19 protein-coding genes and 2 tRNA genes are annotated in these 19,427 nt (G+C 28.3%); 4 read left to right on the forward strand and 17 right to left on the reverse strand.

Annotated elements, in window-relative coordinates; all coding sequences use genetic code 11:
* Positions 1-741 (forward strand): pseudouridine synthase, encoded by a 741-nt coding sequence (locus AC8GER_RS04430; RefSeq protein ID WP_029167639.1) that lies wholly within the window; start codon positions 1-3, stop codon positions 739-741.
* Complete coding sequence (gene rsmD / locus AC8GER_RS04435) at positions 716-1,282, forward strand: 16S rRNA (guanine(966)-N(2))-methyltransferase RsmD (RefSeq protein ID WP_506597659.1); 567 nt, start codon at positions 716-718, stop codon at positions 1,280-1,282. Before AC8GER_RS04430 ends, rsmD begins: the two co-directional genes overlap by 26 nt.
* Here rsmD and AC8GER_RS04440 read toward each other — a convergent pair.
* From AC8GER_RS04440 to aptA, 7 genes are read right to left on the reverse strand one after another with little or no spacing between them, the layout of a single operon-like run.
* A complete protein-coding gene (locus AC8GER_RS04440; RefSeq protein WP_506597660.1) occupies positions 1,274-2,458 on the reverse strand; it encodes a phosphoglucose isomerase-related protein in 1,185 nt (394 codons plus the stop codon). The genes rsmD and AC8GER_RS04440 overlap by 9 nt on opposite strands.
* Before the next feature lie 4 nt (positions 2,459-2,462).
* The gene (locus tag AC8GER_RS04445; protein ID WP_506597661.1) at positions 2,463-2,774 is read right to left on the reverse strand and encodes a DUF3035 domain-containing protein; all 312 of its coding nucleotides are present in this window, start codon (positions 2,772-2,774) and stop codon (positions 2,463-2,465) included.
* Positions 2,771-3,250, reverse strand: coding sequence for a signal peptidase II (lspA, locus tag AC8GER_RS04450; RefSeq protein WP_506597662.1), 480 nt, complete (start codon positions 3,248-3,250; stop codon positions 2,771-2,773). The genes AC8GER_RS04445 and lspA overlap by 4 nt, the downstream gene beginning before the upstream one ends.
* A gap of 1 nt (position 3,251) precedes the next feature.
* Positions 3,252-5,996, reverse strand: coding sequence for an isoleucine--tRNA ligase (gene ileS / locus AC8GER_RS04455; RefSeq protein ID WP_506597663.1), 2,745 nt, complete (start codon positions 5,994-5,996; stop codon positions 3,252-3,254).
* Positions 5,996-6,916 (reverse strand): bifunctional riboflavin kinase/FAD synthetase, encoded by a 921-nt coding sequence (locus tag AC8GER_RS04460; protein WP_506597664.1) that lies wholly within the window; start codon positions 6,914-6,916, stop codon positions 5,996-5,998. The genes ileS and AC8GER_RS04460 overlap by 1 nt, the downstream gene beginning before the upstream one ends.
* Positions 6,917-7,771 carry a TIGR01459 family HAD-type hydrolase gene (locus tag AC8GER_RS04465; protein WP_506597665.1) on the reverse strand — a complete coding sequence of 285 codons (855 nt, stop codon included), beginning with the start codon at positions 7,769-7,771 and terminating at the stop codon, positions 6,917-6,919.
* A gap of 10 nt (positions 7,772-7,781) precedes the next feature.
* Positions 7,782-9,143, reverse strand: coding sequence for an omega-aminotransferase AptA (gene aptA / locus AC8GER_RS04470; RefSeq protein WP_506597666.1), 1,362 nt, complete (start codon positions 9,141-9,143; stop codon positions 7,782-7,784).
* Positions 9,144-9,345: 202 nt separating this feature from the next.
* On the opposite strand from aptA, the gene groES reads away from it, so the two are divergent.
* Positions 9,346-9,642, forward strand: a complete 297-nt coding sequence (groES, locus tag AC8GER_RS04475) for a co-chaperone GroES (RefSeq protein ID WP_017943703.1) — start codon at positions 9,346-9,348, stop codon at positions 9,640-9,642.
* Positions 9,643-9,668: 26 nt separating this feature from the next.
* Positions 9,669-11,342 carry a chaperonin GroEL gene (gene groL, locus AC8GER_RS04480; protein WP_029167630.1) on the forward strand — a complete coding sequence of 558 codons (1,674 nt, stop codon included), beginning with the start codon at positions 9,669-9,671 and terminating at the stop codon, positions 11,340-11,342.
* 175 nt (positions 11,343-11,517) lie between these two features.
* Here groL and AC8GER_RS04485 read toward each other — a convergent pair whose 3' ends face one another.
* From AC8GER_RS04485 to hisD, 10 genes are all read right to left on the reverse strand, one after another.
* On the reverse strand, positions 11,518-12,543 hold the full coding sequence (locus tag AC8GER_RS04485) for an SGNH hydrolase domain-containing protein (RefSeq protein ID WP_506597667.1): 1,026 nt from the start codon (positions 12,541-12,543) through the stop codon (positions 11,518-11,520).
* Between the two features lie 2 nt (positions 12,544-12,545).
* Positions 12,546-13,544 (reverse strand): acyltransferase family protein, encoded by a 999-nt coding sequence (locus AC8GER_RS04490; protein ID WP_506597668.1) that lies wholly within the window; start codon positions 13,542-13,544, stop codon positions 12,546-12,548.
* Between the two features lie 234 nt (positions 13,545-13,778).
* On the reverse strand, positions 13,779-14,447 hold the full coding sequence (hisG, locus tag AC8GER_RS04495; protein ID WP_506597669.1) for an ATP phosphoribosyltransferase: 669 nt from the start codon (positions 14,445-14,447) through the stop codon (positions 13,779-13,781).
* A gap of 4 nt (positions 14,448-14,451) precedes the next feature.
* Positions 14,452-15,540 (reverse strand): ATP phosphoribosyltransferase regulatory subunit, encoded by a 1,089-nt coding sequence (locus AC8GER_RS04500; RefSeq protein WP_506597670.1) that lies wholly within the window; start codon positions 15,538-15,540, stop codon positions 14,452-14,454.
* Positions 15,540-16,976: a histidine--tRNA ligase gene (hisS, locus tag AC8GER_RS04505; RefSeq protein ID WP_506597671.1), complete on the reverse strand. Its 1,437-nt coding sequence runs from the start codon at positions 16,974-16,976 to the stop codon at positions 15,540-15,542. The genes AC8GER_RS04500 and hisS overlap by 1 nt, the downstream gene beginning before the upstream one ends.
* Before the next feature lie 5 nt (positions 16,977-16,981).
* Positions 16,982-17,058, reverse strand: a tRNA-His gene (locus AC8GER_RS04510).
* 160 nt (positions 17,059-17,218) lie between these two features.
* A tRNA-Phe gene (locus tag AC8GER_RS04515) sits at positions 17,219-17,294 on the reverse strand.
* 47 nt (positions 17,295-17,341) lie between these two features.
* Positions 17,342-17,920 (reverse strand): Maf family protein, encoded by a 579-nt coding sequence (locus AC8GER_RS04520; protein ID WP_506597672.1) that lies wholly within the window; start codon positions 17,918-17,920, stop codon positions 17,342-17,344.
* Entirely contained in the window at positions 17,920-18,138 is a 219-nt protein-coding gene (gene infA / locus AC8GER_RS04525; protein WP_017943710.1) for a translation initiation factor IF-1, read from the reverse strand. Before infA ends, AC8GER_RS04520 begins: the two co-directional genes overlap by 1 nt.
* 2 nt (positions 18,139-18,140) lie before the next feature.
* Positions 18,141-19,427 (reverse strand): histidinol dehydrogenase, encoded by a 1,287-nt coding sequence (gene hisD, locus AC8GER_RS04530; RefSeq protein WP_506597673.1) that lies wholly within the window; start codon positions 19,425-19,427, stop codon positions 18,141-18,143.

Here is a 19,427-nt window from a genome sequence, read left to right on the forward strand (position 1 = left end):
ATGAATAATAATTATCAAAAAAAAATTAGAATAGCTAAATTTTTATCTAGTAAAGGATATGGTTCTCGACGTGAAATAGAGCAATTAATTCAAAAAAATAAAATTATTGTTAATAAAGAAATTATTTCATCACCTATTACTTTTGTAAACAATGAAGACGAAATAATTATAAATAATAAAAAGATTAATCTTGAAAAAAAATTAGATGTATGGAAATTTTATAAACCATTAAACTACATCACATCTCGTAATAAGCAGGATGATAGACCAATTATATATGACCTATTACCTTTTAATCTAAAAAAAATAAAAACTGTTGGTAGACTAGATATTAATTCCGAAGGACTTTTATTGTTAACAGATGATGGAGAAATAATAAGAAATTTAGAATTACCGAAAAATAAATTTATTAGAAAATATAAAATTAGAGTTTATGGATACATAGATGAAAATTCTTTGGAAAGAATTAGCAGAGGAGTAAAGATAAACAACATTAAATACGCTCCTTTTGAATATAAATTATTAAAAAAAGGAAATGCAAATTCTTGGGTAGAGTTTCATATGCGTGAAGGAAAAAATAATGAAATAAGAAATTTATGTGCCGCTGTTAATCTTAAAGTTAATAGACTTATTCGTCTGGAATACGGCCCGTTTAAACTCAAAAACTTATTACCTGGAAAAGTAGAAAAAGTAGAAGAGAAAGAAATGAGATTATATGAGGATCATATCAGGAAAATATAAAGGAAAAAAAATACTTTTCCCAAACAAATTAATTACTAGACCCCTAAGAGATAGGGTTAAGGAAAATATATTTAATATATTACAGCACTCAAATAAAATTCAATTTGAATTCAAAAATTCGACAGTTCTAGATCTTTTTTCCGGTTCTGGTTCTTTTGGATTGGAATGTTTATCAAGAGAAGTGGAAAAAGTATTTTTTTTTGAAAAAAATCCAGAAGCTTTTTCTATTTTAAAAAAAAATCTTAATACGCTAAATATACTTAGCGCGAATGCTATCGCAACTAATGAAGATGTTTCTTTTATTCAGAATAATAATTTATTTAATAATATCAAACCTAACTTAATATTTTTAGATCCGCCTTTTAAAATAAAAAATATTAATGATATTATAAATGACTTAAAAAAGATTGTTAACAAAAAAAATTTATTAGTTATTCATACAAACTCTGAAAACAATATTGAAAATAAAGAACTCAACATTATTGAGGAGAGAATTTATGGTGTTTCTAAAATATACTTTGCAAAATTAAATCTAACTTAATAAAGAATAAGTCTCTTTTTTAATTGTCTCTACAGCTGGTTGATTAAAAGGGTTTAAATTAAGGGCTTTACACAAAATTGCTGTTTCTAGCATTGAGTAGACAAGTAAAGAGATAAAGCTTTGAATAGGCTTTTTTTGATCAATCAATATTACACGAAATGGTATCAAATTCTTTTTAAACACATTTATCGTCGCATTAAATTGCGCATCAATAATATTATTTAATGAACTTTTTTTAAATTTTTGATCAAAATAATCTTTTATTGGCAGATCCTTTTTATTATTGATTATTTTAAAGAATGTAAAAAATTTATTTCTCTTGCCGTCTAAATAAAGCTGCATAATGCTATGATGATCTTTTGGACACTCTGAAATAATTGGTGTGAAATCTTTGCCATTTTTTCCAATACTTTCTGCCAATAATTGTTGATGCCAATAACCATAACTTAACAAACTATGAGAATAGATAAGAGACACATGAGTGTCTATTTTAGATTTTGTAATTAAAGTTAGTAAATTAGCTGCATTACTAATTAGATTTTTCTTTAAATCTTTTTTAAGAACAGAATTAATGCCTTGTATAATTTTCTTATAATCTAAATTAAACATTAACAAACCCACCTCTGATAAAACGGAATAACGACCACTAAGGTTTGCATTGTGTTCATAAAATAAAATATTATTTTCTCTTGCAAAATTAAATAGAACGCTATTTTTCTCTGAAATAATTATAAAATTTTTTGATATATTTTTTTTTCTTTTTTTAAAATTATTTAAAACAATATTAAAATTTGTTAAGGTTTCTAAAGTTTCTCCGGATTTAGATATAATAAAAATTGAGAATTTACTTAGATCTTTTTTAATAAAATCATTATTTTTGAAATTATTTAAATTATCCAGAAAATAATAATTCTTATCTAAGCCAAAAAAAGAAGAAAGCATCTTAGATCCAAGAACAGATCCACCCATTCCTACTATTAAGATATTTTTATGTATCCTTTTCTTTACAACTATTTTTTTTAAAAAAATAATTTTTTGGTACTCTGGTGACAATGTATTAAAGAAAAAATTTTCTTTATTATTAAGTAAATTTTTAAATATCTCAGAGCATTTTCTTAAATTATTCTTATAAACTATTGAGTTATTTTTTGAAAAATTAAAAGAATTAATTTTCATCGAACTATTTTATTTTTTCAAGAATACTTTTTTCTAAAGATCCGGAGTCTGTTCCTTTGTTAATTTCTGTATCTTTTTTATCTTTACCAAGATTTTTATTAAAAATATCTTTTAAATTATCTTTCTCGTCTTTTTGATTGTTTTGATTTACTGAATCTGGTGGCAACAAATCGAAATTTGGGGGCATGGTCAAAGGATTTCTTTTTTCAATTAAAAATTCGTCAGGAACGTCTTTTTTCATGCCTAACCCTTTTTGAACATTTTCGCATGAGCTTAATAATATGAATAATACAAATAAATTTATAATTTTTTTCATGCTTTTTTTATTTTAAATAGATCAATTGTTATTAAACCAATAATTCCAATAGTGATAAAAATATCAGCAATATTAAAGGTAAACCAGTGAAAACTCTCATAATGCAGATCTATAAAGTCTGGAACAGAACTATAATAATATCTGTCAAATAAATTACCTAATGCTCCTCCTAAAATTATAGAAATAAAAATAGATTCTAAGTAATTTGATGAAGATAACATCCAATAAATTAATATTAAATTAATAGCAGTTATAATTATTGAAATAAGTAAATAAAAAATATTAGCTTCGAGTTGCAAAATTCCAAAACCAATTCCACTATTCCAAACTAGAGAAAAATTAAGAAAAGAGTTAATATAAATTTCAGAAGAAGAATTATTTAAAAAATTTTTTAAAATTAAAATTTTTGAAATTCTATCTATTGCAAAAAGAACAAGAACAAAAATAAATAAATATATCTTTTTTTTATTCGTCATATTAATTTTTTAAACCACAAATATCTCTACTGCATGGTTTTTCTAAGATCTTCCAACAACGAGAGCATTTTTGTCCCTTTGCTTTTAGTATTCTTACAGCTACTCCCTCTACATCTTTTAAAGAAAATAAATCATTTTGATTAATAAAAGATTCTGCCTTTGCTTCTGAGCATATAAAAATTTCACTAAGATCTTCTTGTTTTATAATATTTAGATATTCATCTTTTAAATAAACAATAACGTTTGCTTCTAGGCTAGAACCGATAATCTTCTTATTTCTAATATCTTCTATAGCTGCATTAACAACTTGTTTTACTTTCTTAATACCAATCCACTTATTTTTGATTTCAGAATTATTCCACATCAAAGGTATAACTGGAAAATCCTGCAAATGAATACTCTTATATTTTTTATTTTTAATTACTTGATAAGCCTCTTCAGATGTAAAGGATAAAATTGGAGAAAACCATTTTAATAAAAAATTAATAAGAACATTTAATATTTCTAAACAGTTATTTCTTCTTTGACTATTTTCACTATCGCAATAGAGAATATCTTTCTTTATATCAAAATAAAAGGCCGAAAGATCCAAAGTGCAGAAATTTAAAAGCTCAATATATATTTTATGAAAATTATAAGACTTAATATAATCTCTAAATCTTAAATCAAAGTCATATACTTGAGTTAAGATATATTTCTCTAATGATGATAATTTTGAATATTCTATTTTAGAAAAGTCATCGTTTAACAATTTGTCATTTAAATTTCCTAAAAGAAATCTAAGAGTGTTTCGAATTTTTCTATACGACTCGGCATGTTGATTTAAAATTGCTTTATCAATCTTTAAATCTTCAGAATAATCTGATGCAACAACCCATAATCTTAGTACATCTGCTCCAAAATTTTTAATAACTTCTTCTGGCATAACTACATTCCCTAATGATTTCGACATTTTTTGTCCTTTGCCATCAACAACAAATCCGTGACACAAAATATTTTGAAATGGAGCGGTTCCTTTTGTTCCGCAAGATTCAAGCAAAGAAGAATGGAACCAGCCTCTGTGTTGATCTGATCCTTCTAAATAAAGATTTGCTGGCCATGCAAGTTCTGGTCTTTTATCCAAAACATAACTATGTGAAGAACCGCTATCAAACCAAACTTCCACGATATCTTTAACCTGCTCATAATCATTAGCGTTATAATCATTGCCTAAAAAATCTTGCGGCTGCCTTTCAAACCAAGAATCGCTACCCTCTTCTTCAAATATTTTTGCTATAGCTTCTAATACTTTTTGATCTGCCAACGGTTTTCCTGTTTTTTTTGAAATAAATATTGGCAACGGTACGCCCCAAACTCTTTGTCGAGAAACACACCAATCTGGTCTTGTTTCTATCATTGATCTTAATCTATTTTGTCCAACCGCTGGATAGAATTTTGTATTGCTAATTGCAGCAATCGATTTTTTTCTCAGCTCATTTGTTTCCATAGATATAAACCATTGAGGTGTAGCTCTATGAACTAAAGGCGCTTTAGATCTCCACGAATGTGGGTAGCTATGCTTTAGTTTACCTTTGCCTAATAATCTCGATAAATTAGTTAACTCATTAATAATTACATCATCAGCTTTAAAAATATGAGTACCAGAAAATTTAATAATATTTTTTGTATAATGTCCTTTGTCATCAATTGTATCAAAGGCTTGAATATTATTATTTAAACATAAGTAGTAATCATCAGGTCCATGACTAGGTGCGCAATGAACAATTCCTGTTCCCTGTTCTAAATTAACAAAATTGGCATCAAGCATAGGAACATCAAAGGTATAACCAATATCTTTGAAGGGATGACTACAAATGATATTTTTTAATTCCGATCCAGAAAAACTTTCAATAATTTCATGTTTTGTAATTGCGCAATCTGCTAAAACTTTATCTATTAATTTTTCTGCAATAATAATTTTTTCATTATTATTTATTTTAACAATAGAATAATTAATTTTATTATTAAAAGCTAAGGCTCTATTACAAGGAATAGTCCAAGGAGTTGTTGTCCAAATAACAACGTTACAATTTAAAAATTTTTCTGGTCCAGACTTAATTAAAAACTTTGAATAAATTGTATTAGAAGTGTGATCATAATACTCAACCTCCGCATCAGCTAAAGCAGTTGATTCAACAACAGACCATAAAACTGGTTTAAATCCTCTATATAGTCCTCCATTAATTATAAATTTACTAATCTCTCTTGTTATTTGAGCTTCTGAAGACTTGCTCATAGTCGTGTAATAATTCTTCCAATCTCCGTTTACTCCTAATCTATTAAACTCTTTCTTTTGGATCTCGATCCAACTAGTTGCAAATTCTCTACATTCCTTTCTAAATTCATTAACTGGAACAGAGTCTTTGTTTTTTCCTTTCTTTTTATATTCTTCCTCTACTTTCCATTCTATTGGCAACCCATGACAATCCCATCCTGGCACATAAGGGGCATCCTTACCTGTCATTTGATTAAATCTTACAACGATGTCTTTTAAAATTTTATTTAATGCCGTTCCAATATGAATGTGCCCGTTTGCATAAGGAGGTCCGTCATGTAAAATAAATTTTTCTCGGCCTTTGCTGTTAGATCTCAATTCTTCATAAAGGTTAATTTGTTCCCAAAATTTAAGTATTTCAGGTTCTTTTGTAGGCAAATTGGCCTTCATAGGAAAAGAAGTTTCGGGAAGATTAATTTTAATTTCTGACATTATTTTTTGTTTAAACTAATTTTAGCAACTTTAATATCTTTCTTAATCTGACTAACCAGCATTGCACTGTTTTTAAATTTTTTCTCTTTTCTAATAAAATCAATAAATAAAACTTTGATATTTTTATTATAAAAATTATGGTTTTTTCCAAAAACATTAACTTCTAAAATAGGATTGGAACTACCGAATGTTGGTCTTACACCAAAATTGGCAATTCCTTTATAAGTCTTTTTATTAAAAATAATTTTAACGGAATAGACCCCAAACAGTGGCTTAATCTGATTTAAGATTTTAACATTTGCTGTAGGAAAACCTATTCGTCTTCCAAATTTTTTACCTTTGATGACTCTACCAGAGATAGTCCATGGTCTTCCCATAACTTTATTAACCAAGTTAACTTTTCCAGCTTGTATTAAGCTTCTAATTTTTGATGAAGAAATCTTGTAATTATTAAATTTTTTAAAATTAATTATAAATATTTTAAAGTTATTATTTTTTGAGAATTTTTTTAAAAAAAATATATTCCCCTCTCTTTTAAACCCAAATCTAAAGTCTTTACCAACAAAAATGCTATGAACCGATAATTTTTTTAAAAGAATTTTTTTAACAAAATTATCATGACTTATTCTAGAAAAATTACGATTAAATTTTTGCTTAATAAAAAAATCAGCACTAAATTTTTTTACAGTATCTATCTTATCTTCAATGTTTAAAATTCTATTATCAGTTTTATTAAAAAAATCTTTAGGTAAAGGATCAAAGGTTAATATACCAAATTTTTTTTTTACCTTACGTGAAAAAATATAAGCTTTTTTTAAGAGTTCTTGATGTCCTAAGTGAACTCCGTCAAAATTACCTATTGCTAAAACAGAATTGACAAATTTTTTTTCAATAAAGTTGACGTTATTATAAATTTTCATTTACCAAACTAATTCGTTCTGAAAATAATTAATCTTAAAATCTTTATTTTTTTTAATCACAAAATTAGCTAAATTTATATTTTTTTTATTCCATTCAGATTTATGAATGCCTCCTGCTATGAATAAGTTTTTAACTTTAAAATTATTTGCTCCTAAAATATCAGTGTTTAAATTATCTCCAATAACAAGAATTTTATTTTTATTTATATTTTTTCTATATTTTTTTTTTAATACACTACAAATATATTCATAAAAATATTTATAAGGTTTACCAAAATACTTAACTTTGCCACCCATTTTTTCATATAATTTTGCAATAGATCCTGCGCAGTATTCAGTCCGATCCCCTCTATGAACAATTAAGTCTGGATTAGCACAAATCATTTTTAAATTTTTTTTTTTTATTTTCTTTAAAATAGGAACATATTTACTAAGACTATCATTGTTATTATTTACCCCGGTACAAACAACAAAATCTGCATTATTTAACGAAGTTTTTTTTAGACCTAGATTAATAAATAAACTTTTATCTCTATCTGGTCCTAAATGATAAAAACATTTATTTTTGCTAAAATTTTTTAGATAAAAACGAGTTAAGTCTCCGGAGGTAATTAATAAATTATAAAATTTTTTATTAAAATTTATTTTATTTAAAAATTTTTGAACGCTGTGGCTAGGTCTTGGAGCATTTGAAATTAATATAATTTTCTTGCTCTTTTTTATGTTTTTTAAGGCTTTTAAAGCATCAGAATAACATTCAATACCATTATGAACCACACCCCAAAGATCAACAAAAAATATATCAAATTTTGAATAAATTTTATTTAACCCGCTTAAAAAAACAGGATTATTCATAAATTTAAAATTATTGTGTAGTACTAATTGTCTTCTTTAATTTTTCTACGATTAAATCTATTTCTTGTTTTTGAATAATTAAAGGAGGAGATAAAGCAATGATGTCACCTGTCACTCTTACAAATAATTTTTGGTCTCTAAAAGCTTCACAAAGAACATTATAAGCTCTTCTGGAAGGTTTCTCTGGAATGGATTCTAATTCTATTGCTCCTATCAATCCAAGATTTCTTATATCTATTATATGTTTAGTTCCTTTTAATGAATGCAAAGCATCTTCCCAGTATTTAGCAATTTCAGAGGCTCTAGTTAATAAATTATCTTTTTTATAAACATCAATACTTGCTATTGCTGCTGCGCACGCTAATGGATGCGCTGAATAAGTATATCCATGAAAAAAATCAATAACTTTAGGATCTCCTTGCATGAAAGTTTTGTAAATTTTATCTGAAACAAAAGTTGCGGCCATTGGCACAGTTCCGCTAGTCAATCCTTTAGCTATAGTCATTAAGTCTGGCTTAATATTAAAAAAATCTGCAGCAAACGGCTTTCCTAATCTTCCAAATCCAGTGATCACTTCATCAAATATTAAAATTATATCGTTATCAGTGCAAGTTTTTCTTAGTTTTTCCAAATAACCAACCGGTGGAATTAAAACCCCAGTTGAGCCAGCAACTGGTTCTACAATAACTGCTGCAATGTTTGCTGCGCCATGTTTTTCAATTTGTTTTAATAAATCATCAGCTAAATGAGCTCCCCACGCTGGCTGTCCTCTAGAATATGAATTATGTTCAAGATTATGTGTGTGCGGAAGATGATAAACATCTGGTAAAAATCTTTCGAATTGTTTCTTATTGTTAACTATGCCTCCTACGGACAATCCTCCAAAACCTGTTCCATGATAACCTCTTTCGCGACCTATTAAGATTCTTTTTGATGGCTGTCCAATTGCCCTAAAATAAGCTAAAGCGATCTTTAAAGCTGTTTCAACAGCTTCTGAACCAGAATTACTATAAAAAACATGGTTTAAATTTTCTGGCGAAATATCTGTTAACTTATTGCTTAATTCGAAAGCTTTATAATGACCCGCTTGAAAAGATGGAACAAAATCTAACTCAGCAGCTTGTTCTTGAATTGCTTTTACAATTTCTTCTCTATTGTGCCCTGCATTGCAACACCACAAACCTGCAACTGCGTCTAAAACTTTATCTCCGTTTGGAGTATAATAGTACATGCCTTTAGACTTTGAGACTATTCTCGGATCTGCTTTAAAATCTTGATTAGCAGTAAAAGGCATCCAAAATGCCTCTAGATCATTAGGTGTATAGTTATTTTTTTGCTTTTGATCTTTAGCTAAGTCTTTGTTTAGGGTCATAAGAGCAGTACTTTATAAAGTATAATTTTAGATCTTCCATATAAATCAGATTAAAAAAAGCTAATAAAATATAGTGTTTTGGCTATTTTATTGTAATATGCACCCCTTGAAATTTAATAGATCAATCATCATATAGCGTCAGGTACATTGTTGTACGAAGTTATATTTTGATTAACAACTAATTTTACGGAGAATTAAATTAATGAACTTTAGACCTTTACACGATCGCGTTCTTGTTCAACCTTTGGACGGAGAAGAAAAAACAGCAGGCGGAATAATTATACCAGATACAGCAAAAGAAAAACCTTCTGAAGGAAAAATTATTGCTGTTGGACCTGGAGCAAAAACTGAAGATGGAAAAATTTTACCAATGGAAGTTAAAGTTGGAGACCTTGTTCTATTTGGAAAATGGTCAGGAACTGAAGTTAAAATTGACGGCGTGGAATATAGCATCATGAAAGAGTCTGACATCATGGGCATCATGTCTAAAAAAAAATAAATAATATATAAAAAAGGAGAAAAAAAATGGCAGGTAAAATTGTAAGATTTGATACAGACGCAAGAAATGCAATGCTAAGAGGCGTTGATATACTTGCAAACGCTGTAAAAGTAACACTAGGACCAAAAGGAAGAAATGTAGTTATAGACAAATCATTCGGCGCTCCTAGAATAACTAAAGATGGAGTAACTGTTGCAAAAGAAATTGAGCTTGAAGATAAATTTGAAAACATGGGAGCTCAAATGGTTAAGGAAGTTGCTAGCAAAACTAACGAAGAAGCTGGTGATGGAACAACAACTGCAACCGTTTTGGCGCAAGCAATAGCAAGAGAAGGTTGTAAATATGTTGCTGCTGGAATGAATCCAATGGATTTAAAAAGAGGAATTGATTTAGCTGTAGAAGCTGTAATCACTAGAATTAAAGAAAGTTCAAAAAAAGTAAAAACAAGTGAAGAAATTGCACAAGTTGGAACTATCTCTGCAAATGGTGAAAAAGAAATTGGAGACATGATTGCAAAAGCAATGCAAAAAGTTGGTAACGAAGGAGTTATCACGGTTGAAGAAGCTAAAGGTCTTTCAACAGAACTTGATGTAGTTGAAGGTATGCAATTTGATAGAGGTTATCTATCTCCTTACTTCATTACTAATGCAGATAAAATGATTGCGGAATTAGAAGATCCACTAATTTTTATCACAGAAAAAAAATTAACTAACTTGCAGCCTATGGTTCCTTTATTGGAAGCGGTTGTACAATCTAGCAGACCATTTTTAATTATTGCTGAAGATATTGAGGGCGAAGCTCTTGCAACTTTAGTTGTAAATAAATTAAGAGGTGGTTTAAAAGTCGTAGCAGTTAAAGCTCCTGGCTTTGGTGATAGAAGAAAATCAATGCTAGAAGATATTGCTATCTTAACTGGTGGACAAGTTATATCTGACGATCTTGGTATTAAACTTGAAAACGTTAAGTTAAAAGATCTTGGTCAATGTAAAAAAATTAGAGTTGATAAAGATAATACAACTATCGTTGATGGTGCAGGAAAAAAATCTGAAATAGAAGCAAGATGTGGTCAAATTAGAAAACAAGTTGAAGAAACTACTTCTGATTATGATAAAGAAAAATTACAAGAAAGATTAGCTAAACTTGCTGGCGGTGTTGCTATTATTAAAGTTGGCGGCGCTACAGAAATTGAAGTTAAAGAGCGAAAAGACAGAGTAGAAGATGCCCTTAATGCTACTAGAGCAGCTGTACAAGAAGGTGTTGTTGTTGGTGGTGGATGTGCATTATTATATGCTTCAGAAGCTCTAAATAATTTAAAACCAAAAGGTGATGACCAAAAAGCTGGTGTTGAAATAATCAGAAAAGCTTTACAATATCCAATCAGACAAATCACAAGCAATGCTGGAGTTGATGGTTCAGTAATTGTTGGAAAACTTTTAGAAGCAAAAAAACCTTCTCAAGGTTACGATGCTCAAAGTGGTGAGTATTGCGATATGTTTGCAAAAGGTATTATCGACCCAACTAAAGTTGTAAGAACAGCTCTTCAAGACGCTTCTTCAATAGCAGGTTTGCTTATTACAACTGAAGCAATGATCGCTGATAAACCCGACGACAAAAACTCTAATTCTGGTGGTGGCGGTGGAATGCCAGGCGGAATGGGTGGTATGGGCGGAATGGGTGGTATGGGCGGAATGGGAATGTAATACCATTCCTGCATAGGAACATTTAAAAAAAAAAATTAAACAGATTAAAAAGCCTCAGAAAGAAATTTCTGGGGGTTTTTTAATTCTGCTTCATAAATTTAAAATTATTCTGATAAAGATACAAAATATCAAATATAGTTGAAAACTTGGTTTAGCAATAAGTGGCGAGTAGAATTTAATTTGATTTAAGTTCTATTTTTTCGATTTCTTTCATTATTAAATCATTAATCATTTCAGCACCTTTTATTGATGGATGATTATCATCAGCATAAAATATATTCTTATCATCGTGAGTTACGCATCTATCTTTAATTGTTGTGTTACAGAACAATGTGTGAGAATAAACTCTATAAATATTATTACTTTGAATAGAGTCTAATAATTCAAAACTTGATTTAGTTCTTTCTCTGTAAACATTGAATGAAGTTGTAATATATTTGAAATCAGTATTTTTAGAAAATTTATTAACATCTCTAAATATTTTTTTGGGAAGATTCCAACCCACTTCTGGAATAGGATAAATTAGAATTATTTTATTATTTTTTGAAAGTTTTAATATTTCACGTTTAAATGAATTCTGAATAATGTCGTATTTCCCCGATGAAATATATTTACTTCCCCATTCTAGTCCTTCAACACCTCCTTCTTTATTATCAAAAGTATCATTCGATAAATACACAGGATGTCTGCCACCAAAAATAATAATTGAATTTTTATCATTTGATAAAGTTTTTTTTAACTTTTGAAAATAACTTTCATTACAATATTCATCAATTTTCTTTGTCTTATCATAAACTCTATTAAAACCAGGATAAAACAAACAACCCCCAAAAGTTGAAGTGATAAATTGATAATTACTTTTAACTATTCTGTCTTTTAAATTAAACGTCAATGACGCTATTTGACTATCGCCTACAATATATACTTTCCTATTTGAAGAAGTGTTGAATTTACAACTCTCAATGTTTTCATAACAAGTTTCTCCTTTGTGATTTTTCAATAAAATCCAAGGTTCGGATAAATCTCCCCGTAGAATTTCTGGTACTCTATTTGGGTATCCATCTTTCTGAATAACACGAAAGTTAAAAATCATTAAAATAGAGATAAAGATTGCGATTAGACTGAAAATTACTTTGAATTTATTATTTTTATTTCTAAAAGGTTTTTCTACAAAATAATAAGAAAATATTGATACTATCAATATTAAGAACCATAACGATAATTTTTTAAATACGCCCCCCCCCCCCCCGTAAATTCTACTATTCTACTTAAAGCAAAAATTGGATAATGCCAAAGATATAAAGAATAAGAAATTAGACCAATTCCAACAAATAATTTTAATGAAAGTATTTTTGTGATTAGTTCATCTTTGTGTGAAAACCAAATAATTAAACAAACACCTATTATTGGCGACAATGTATAAAATGAAGGATGAAACATTTTATCATTAAAAAATAATATAGAATGTCCAATTAATAACAGTCCAATAGTCGGTAGTATTAAATTAAGCGTTTGATGTTTGCTTCTATATCCTTTTGTAATTTCAAAATATGCCAATATAGAACCTGCTAATAGTTCCCAAACCCTTGTTGGTAAAGCATAGAAGTTAAATGATGAATGATTTCTACTTCCCCAGTCTGCTAGTCCCAAACTAATAATAAAACCAAATATTAAGATATGAATTAAATATTGCCTAAAATATTTAAATACAATTAATAAAACTATTGGAAATATAATATAATATTGTTCCTCAACTGATAATGACCAAATATGAAGAAAAGGTTTTAATAGTCCACTTTCAGCACCATATTGTTGACCTGAATAGTGAAAATAAAAATTAGAACTAAATCCAAGTGAATAAAGAATAGATTTTGAAAAATCTACAAAATCGCTTGGTAACAAATGCATCCAAGCAAATGGAAGAAATACTAACATCACGAATAATAATGCTGGAAGTATTCGTCTTATTCTTCTTTCATAAAAATGTTTAAATGAAAATGAACCAGTAGTTATCAATTCTTTTAAAATAATAGATGTGATTAAATAACCAGAGATTACAAAAAATATATCAACTCCAATAAACCCACCCTTACCCTTAAATGGTTGATAACCAAAAATACTGATTTGAGAGTGATAAAGAATAACAACGCCAATAGCAATTGCTCTTAGACCATCTATTTCTGGGCGGTAAGTTATTTTCATATAATATTTATACTACCTTATAGGATTTAAATAATAGAATTCTTAATTCATACTCTATTAATTATTTTTTGAATTGCTTTGAGATTGCTTTGTTAAAGTGATGAAGATTTATTTAAAAAGTCAGTATTTACTTAGTTATTTTATAAAAAGACACTAATGTAATTCCATCATCTCTAGCAAACTTTCTAGAATAAATTCAAAACCCCGGACTAAAAATCTGGGGTTTTTTTTTGCCTATTTTAAAAGATTTAAAAACTTATTTTTCTCAATTTTTTTAGAGACAAAAATACAGGCAGAGCTTTTTAACATAACACCATCATTTATAATTCTTAGATTGTTTGCTTTTAAAGTTGAGCCTGTAGAAGTTATATCCGTGATCAATTCAGAAGAGCCAGTAAATGGATAGGACTCCGTTGCTCCTAAACTTGGAATAACTCGAAACTGACTTACTCCTTTTGATAAGAAAAAAGATTCAGTTAAATTTGGATATTTTGTAGCAACACGCATACGACGACCATATTTTTCTCTAAATTCAAAACTCACTTCTTCTAGGTCGGCCATATTTTGAACATCCAACCAATCTTTTGGTATAGCCACTACTAAATCAGCAAAACCAAAATTAAGTTTTTTATAAATCTTCACATTTTCTGAATAAGCATCTGGTAATTCTTTAAGCAGATCAAGCCCTGAAATGCCAATATCTAGAGTTCCATCATTGATTCTTTCAATTATTTCTCTGGCATGTAAAAAAATGCCTTCTATGTTGTTATTATTTTTAATATTAAAGAAATAATTTCTTTCTCCAAAAGAACTTACCACCTCTAGTTTCTTACTTTTTAAAAAAGCTAAAGATTCATCTTTTAATCTTCCTTTGCTAGGTAATCCTATTTTAATTATAGACATAATTTTATAAATTTATTAATTCATTTAAATTAATCGCTCCGCCTATTGCTGGTATATCCTTGCTATAACCAAGAGTTCTAAGTAAGCCGTTATATTCACCTCCTCTTGCTAATTCTATAATTTTAGATTTCTTTTTTGCAAAGGCTAAAAAAACTACTCCGGAATAATAATCGGTATTTCTTCCAAAATTAGTTTTGAAATTAATAGAATATTTCTTACCTATTTCTTTATTTATCTTATCAATTTTTTTTAAATAACTTTTAATAGATAAATTATTTAATTTATTTTTTGAAAAGAAAGATAATATTGTGCTTTCTGCCTTCTGAATTGAGGTATTAATGTTTAAAAAATCTCTAATAATTTTAACATTCTTCTTTCCTTTATAGTCATCTCTTGGATCTTTAATCTTCTTATTAAAACGTTTAATAATTTCAGACACTGTTCTTCCTCCAATTATAGAGTTTGGATCTAACTTTTCTAAATCTTCAAGTCTTTTTGTATCCAATTTAATTGCTTTTTGATCTAGATCATAGTTTGTCTCTAACCTTTTCAACATATCTTCAAAATATTCTCTTCTAGAAAAGTTTTTTACCAATCTTAACTTCCATCTAGCTGGAAGCTCTAAAGAGTCTACCAAAATTTTAAATAATCCAACGTCACCTAATATAACTTGTAAATTCTTAATTTTATTTAATGGTTCTAATATAGAATTAATCAAAATATTTTCTGATTTATTATTATTAGAGTTAATAATTTCACAGCCTATTTGATCAAAAACTTTTAAATCTCCATTTTTATCTAATCGATAAGCGCTACCGTAATAACAATATTTTTCTTCCTTATTTTTTTTTTCCTGAATATATTTTAATGCTGTTGAAACTGTTAAATCAGGACGTAAACTAATCTCTTTTCCAAATAAATCTTTATAAGTTAGTGTAAATTTTTTAAATTGCTCTCCCGATCGCTCTGTTAGTAAATTAGTATCAATTAAAAGATCTAAATCTGTAAAATTAAATTTGTTTTTTTTAAAATTACTTAATATTTTTTTAGAAAGATCTTCTTTTAATCTCTTTTTTTCTAGACCTTGTTTCATTATTTAATCTCATTTAAAAGTTGATCTAAAGCTACAGTTTTTTGTGAACCAGAAGATTCTTTCCAATCATCTCTGTCTTTTAAAGAAACGGACATTTTTTTACCTAATTCTAAATTTTTAATTGTAACTGAATTCTTACTTACCTCATCATCACCGCATAAAATAACGTAATTACATCCTCGCTTGTCAGCATATTTTAATTGCGATTTTATATTGGCGTTTCCTGAATAAATTTCAGCGCTAATATTTTTTGTTCTTAATAAATTTAGAATTTTTACATAGTAATCCATGTATTTTTCATCAAAAACACATATTAAAATTGGAGTTTCTTTTTCAACTTTAATTTTATTTTTTTGCAAAATTGCATAAATTAGACGATCAAGACCGACTGAAATACCGGTTGAAGGACAATCTTGATTATTAAAACGTTTTACGAGATCATCATACCTGCCACCGCCTCCTACTGATCCAAATTCAATTTCTTCCCCTTTATTATTTGTAACGCCAAATGTAAGATTGGCCTCAAAAATAGGGCCCGTATAGTACTCAAGTCCTCTAACAACCGTTGGATCAAAGATAAAATTTTCGAATTTTAATAATGAAAAATATTTCTTTATTAAAATAAGTTCATTCATTCCATCTAATATAGTTTGGTTGTCTCCAGCAATTTTTTCTATTTTTTCAAAATTATTATCTGAAAGATCTTTAATGCTTAAAAAATTAATAATTTCATTAATCTGGGATTCGCCTAATTCGGCTCCTTTAGTAAAATCTCCAGATTTATCTTTTCTACCCTTTCCTAAAAGATATTGAACTCCCTCTATCCCAACTCTATCTAGTTTATCAATAGCTCTTAGTACTATTGATTGTTTATTTTCATCAACAATTTTTAATTTTTCTAATAATCCTTTTGTTAATTTACGATTAGATATTTTAATTATAAATTCTTCTTTTGTTAAACCACAGCTACGTAAAATCTCTGAAATTAAACAGCATAACTCAGCATCAGCAAATAAATTACTTGTTCCTATATAGTCTGCATCAAACTGTAAAAATTCTCTAAATCTTCCAGGACCTGGCTTTTCATTTCTCCAAACTGTTCCTAGTTGATACCTTTTAAAAGGTCTTGGTAAATTGTTAAAGTTTTTAGCTGTATATCTAGCTAATGGTGCTGTTAAATCGTATCGTAACGAGAGCCATTTTTTATCATCTTCGAAAGAAAAAACTCCCTCTGATGGTCTATCTTTGTCAGGCAAAAATTTACCAATGCTATCGGTAAACTCAAAACTAGGAGTTTCAAGATATTGAAAGCCATATTTAGCCATGATCTTTTTAATATTAGATATTAAAAGATCTCTTGCTAATAACTCTTCTTCTTGTCTATCTACAAAACCTGCTGGTAATTCACTGCTAGGTTTAAAAGTTTTTTTATTCATTAATTTGGTACAGCTGGGTGGATTCGAACCACCGACATCTGGTTCCACAAACCAGCGCTCTAACCAACTGAGCTACAGCTGCATGTTTTTTGTTTATAATATTATTTTGTTTTTAAATATATAATTCTATTAGCTAAGCGCATGCTCAGCATGAGGATGGTGTCTGTGAGTAGATATATATTTTTTTATCATTTCAATTAGAGGTTGATTATCAATCTGAGAATGAAATTGCAAATAAAAAATGGTGGTCTGAGCTGGAATTGAACCAGCGACACAAGCCTTTTCAGGGCTCTGCTCTACCAACTGAGCTACCAGACCACTGGGCATGTTTTTTTCACAAAACAAATTATTAATCAATTAAAATATTAGATTAAACCTTGTGAATTAAGCAAATTATAAGTTTCAAACAAAGGTAAACCAACTACATTTGAATACGAACCGTTAATTCGTTTAATAAATTTTTCAGCGTAACCTTGAATGGCATATGCCCCTGCTTTATCTTTCCATTCATCAGTTGATAAATATTCTTCGATCTCCTGCTTATTTAATCTTTTAAAAGTAACTTTTGTTATAACTTTTTTAACTTTAATTGAGTTCTTTTTTGCCAAACATACGCATGTCAAGACATTATGTTTTCTTCCTGAAAAGAAAGTCAAAAAAACTTTAGCTTCTTCTTTGTCTTTTGGTTTTAAAAAAATTTTGTTACTACAAAAGACTATGGTATCTGCTGATAAAACAAATTCTTCTGGATATTTTTCTAAAGCTTTAAAAGCTTTATTTTTAGCAACTCTAACACAATATTTTTTAGGATCTTCTTTACTATTTGTATCTTCATTAATATCTGAAGAATAAATAATTTTTGGAAAGATTTTTATATTATTAAGAAGCTCTATTCTTCTTGGGGATGCGGAGGCTAAAACAAAACTATGTTTTGTCTCATTCATTATTTAAATCTAAAAATAATCCTGCCTTTAGTTAAATCATATGGTGTAACTTCAACCATAACCTCATCTCCAGCCAAAACTCTAATTCTGTTCTTTCTCATTTTTCCAGCTGTATGAGCTAATACTTCATGATTATTTTCTAATTTCACTCTAAACATAGCATTAGGTAACAACTCTGTTACCAGTCCTTTAAACTCCAACATTTCTTCTTTTGCCATATTTAACTAATTCTAATTCTAATTGATTGAGAGTGAGCAAATAAACCCTCGTAATTTGCTAGGTGTATAGCTGATCTTCCTATCTTTTCAAGACCTTGTTTACTCATTTTAATAACAGAGGTTTTTTTATAAAAATCGTAAACAGATAACCCTGAAGCAAACCTCGCTGATCCAGCCGTTGGTAAAACATGGTTTGGTCCTGCTAAGTAATCTCCTATTGCCTCTGGGGAATTTTCTCCTAAAAAAATTGATCCAGCATTTTTAATTTTTTTTACCAAAACTGAATTATTCTTAGTCTTAATTTCAAGATGCTCTGGCGCTATATCGTTTACAACGCTAATAACTTCTGCAAAATTTTTACAAACTATAATTGCACTATTATTATCAATTGCTTTTTTAGCTATCTGTTTTCTAGGCAAAACATCTAAAAATTTATAAATCTTACTTTTAACCTCAAGACCAAATTTCATATTTGTTGTTACTAATATAGCTTGAGATAACTCATCATGTTCAGCTTGGGATAATAAATCTATAGCTGTTAATGTTGAATCGTTATCCTCATTTGCAACCACAGTAATTTCGGAAGGTCCAGCAACCATATCTATGCCTACTTCGCCAAAAACTTCTTTTTTTGCTGTAGTTACAAAAATATTCCCTGGTCCGACAATCTTATCAACTTTTGTAACGGTATTTGTTCCGTAAGCAAAGGCACCTATTGCTTGCGCTCCACCTATTTTATAAATCTTTTTTACACCACATATTTTAGCTGCATACACAACGCCGCCATTAATTTTATTATTTGGAGTTGGCATACATAAAGTTATATTTTTTACACCAGCAACAATTGCTGGAACTGCGTTCATAATAACCGAACTTGGATAACTAGCTGTTCCTCCTGGAATGTATATTCCAACTCTATTTAATGGAGAAACTTTGTAAGCTAATTCATTTTTATATTTATCAAAATATTTATAACCTTTAATTGATTGTCTTTTGTGAAAGTCTTTAACTCTATCAAAGGCAAGTTTAATTGAACTTTTTACTGAAGAGTCTAAATTTTTTATGACTTTATTAATTTCTTTGTTGCTTAATATAATATTTTTTTTTGATACTGAGCTTCTATCAAATTTCTTTTGATAATAAACAACAGCGTTATCCCCTTTAGTTTTAACGTCCTTAAGAATTTTTTTTACAATATTGGCTTTATTAGAAAAATTAGATTTTCTGTTTCGAGAAATAAAATCTAAATCATTTAAAAAACTTTTTTTATTAAATTTTATAATTTTCAT

Source organism: Fontibacterium abundans (SeqCode) (genome assembly GCF_965235095.1).
GTDB lineage: Bacteria > Pseudomonadota > Alphaproteobacteria > Pelagibacterales > Pelagibacteraceae > Fontibacterium > Fontibacterium abundans.

What these genes read in the sequence shown, in the direction of transcription:
- AC8GER_RS04520 (WP_506597672.1), bottom strand. Translation starts at nt 17,920, where the DNA reads ATGAATGAGACAAAACATAGTTTTGTTTTAGCCTCCGCATCCCCAAGA.
- lspA (WP_506597662.1), bottom strand. Translation starts at nt 3,250, where the DNA reads ATGACGAATAAAAAAAAGATATATTTATTTATTTTTGTTCTTGTTCTT.
- groL (WP_029167630.1), top strand. Translation starts at nt 9,669, where the DNA reads ATGGCAGGTAAAATTGTAAGATTTGATACAGACGCAAGAAATGCAATG.
- AC8GER_RS04445 (WP_506597661.1), bottom strand. Translation starts at nt 2,774, where the DNA reads ATGAAAAAAATTATAAATTTATTTGTATTATTCATATTATTAAGCTCA.
- AC8GER_RS04430 (WP_029167639.1), top strand. Translation starts at nt 1, where the DNA reads ATGAATAATAATTATCAAAAAAAAATTAGAATAGCTAAATTTTTATCT.
- AC8GER_RS04440 (WP_506597660.1), bottom strand. Translation starts at nt 2,458, where the DNA reads ATGAAAATTAATTCTTTTAATTTTTCAAAAAATAACTCAATAGTTTAT.
- AC8GER_RS04465 (WP_506597665.1), bottom strand. Translation starts at nt 7,771, where the DNA reads ATGAATAATCCTGTTTTTTTAAGCGGGTTAAATAAAATTTATTCAAAA.
- hisD (WP_506597673.1), bottom strand. Translation starts at nt 19,427, where the DNA reads ATGAAAATTATAAAATTTAATAAAAAAAGTTTTTTAAATGATTTAGAT.
- infA (WP_017943710.1), bottom strand. Translation starts at nt 18,138, where the DNA reads ATGGCAAAAGAAGAAATGTTGGAGTTTAAAGGACTGGTAACAGAGTTG.
- ileS (WP_506597663.1), bottom strand. Translation starts at nt 5,996, where the DNA reads ATGTCAGAAATTAAAATTAATCTTCCCGAAACTTCTTTTCCTATGAAG.
- AC8GER_RS04490 (WP_506597668.1), bottom strand. Translation starts at nt 13,544, where the DNA reads ATGAAAATAACTTACCGCCCAGAAATAGATGGTCTAAGAGCAATTGCT.
- hisS (WP_506597671.1), bottom strand. Translation starts at nt 16,976, where the DNA reads ATGAATAAAAAAACTTTTAAACCTAGCAGTGAATTACCAGCAGGTTTT.
- rsmD (WP_506597659.1), top strand. Translation starts at nt 716, where the DNA reads ATGAGGATCATATCAGGAAAATATAAAGGAAAAAAAATACTTTTCCCA.
- groES (WP_017943703.1), top strand. Translation starts at nt 9,346, where the DNA reads ATGAACTTTAGACCTTTACACGATCGCGTTCTTGTTCAACCTTTGGAC.
- hisG (WP_506597669.1), bottom strand. Translation starts at nt 14,447, where the DNA reads ATGTCTATAATTAAAATAGGATTACCTAGCAAAGGAAGATTAAAAGAT.
- AC8GER_RS04500 (WP_506597670.1), bottom strand. Translation starts at nt 15,540, where the DNA reads ATGAAACAAGGTCTAGAAAAAAAGAGATTAAAAGAAGATCTTTCTAAA.
- aptA (WP_506597666.1), bottom strand. Translation starts at nt 9,143, where the DNA reads ATGACCCTAAACAAAGACTTAGCTAAAGATCAAAAGCAAAAAAATAAC.
- AC8GER_RS04460 (WP_506597664.1), bottom strand. Translation starts at nt 6,916, where the DNA reads ATGAAAATTTATAATAACGTCAACTTTATTGAAAAAAAATTTGTCAAT.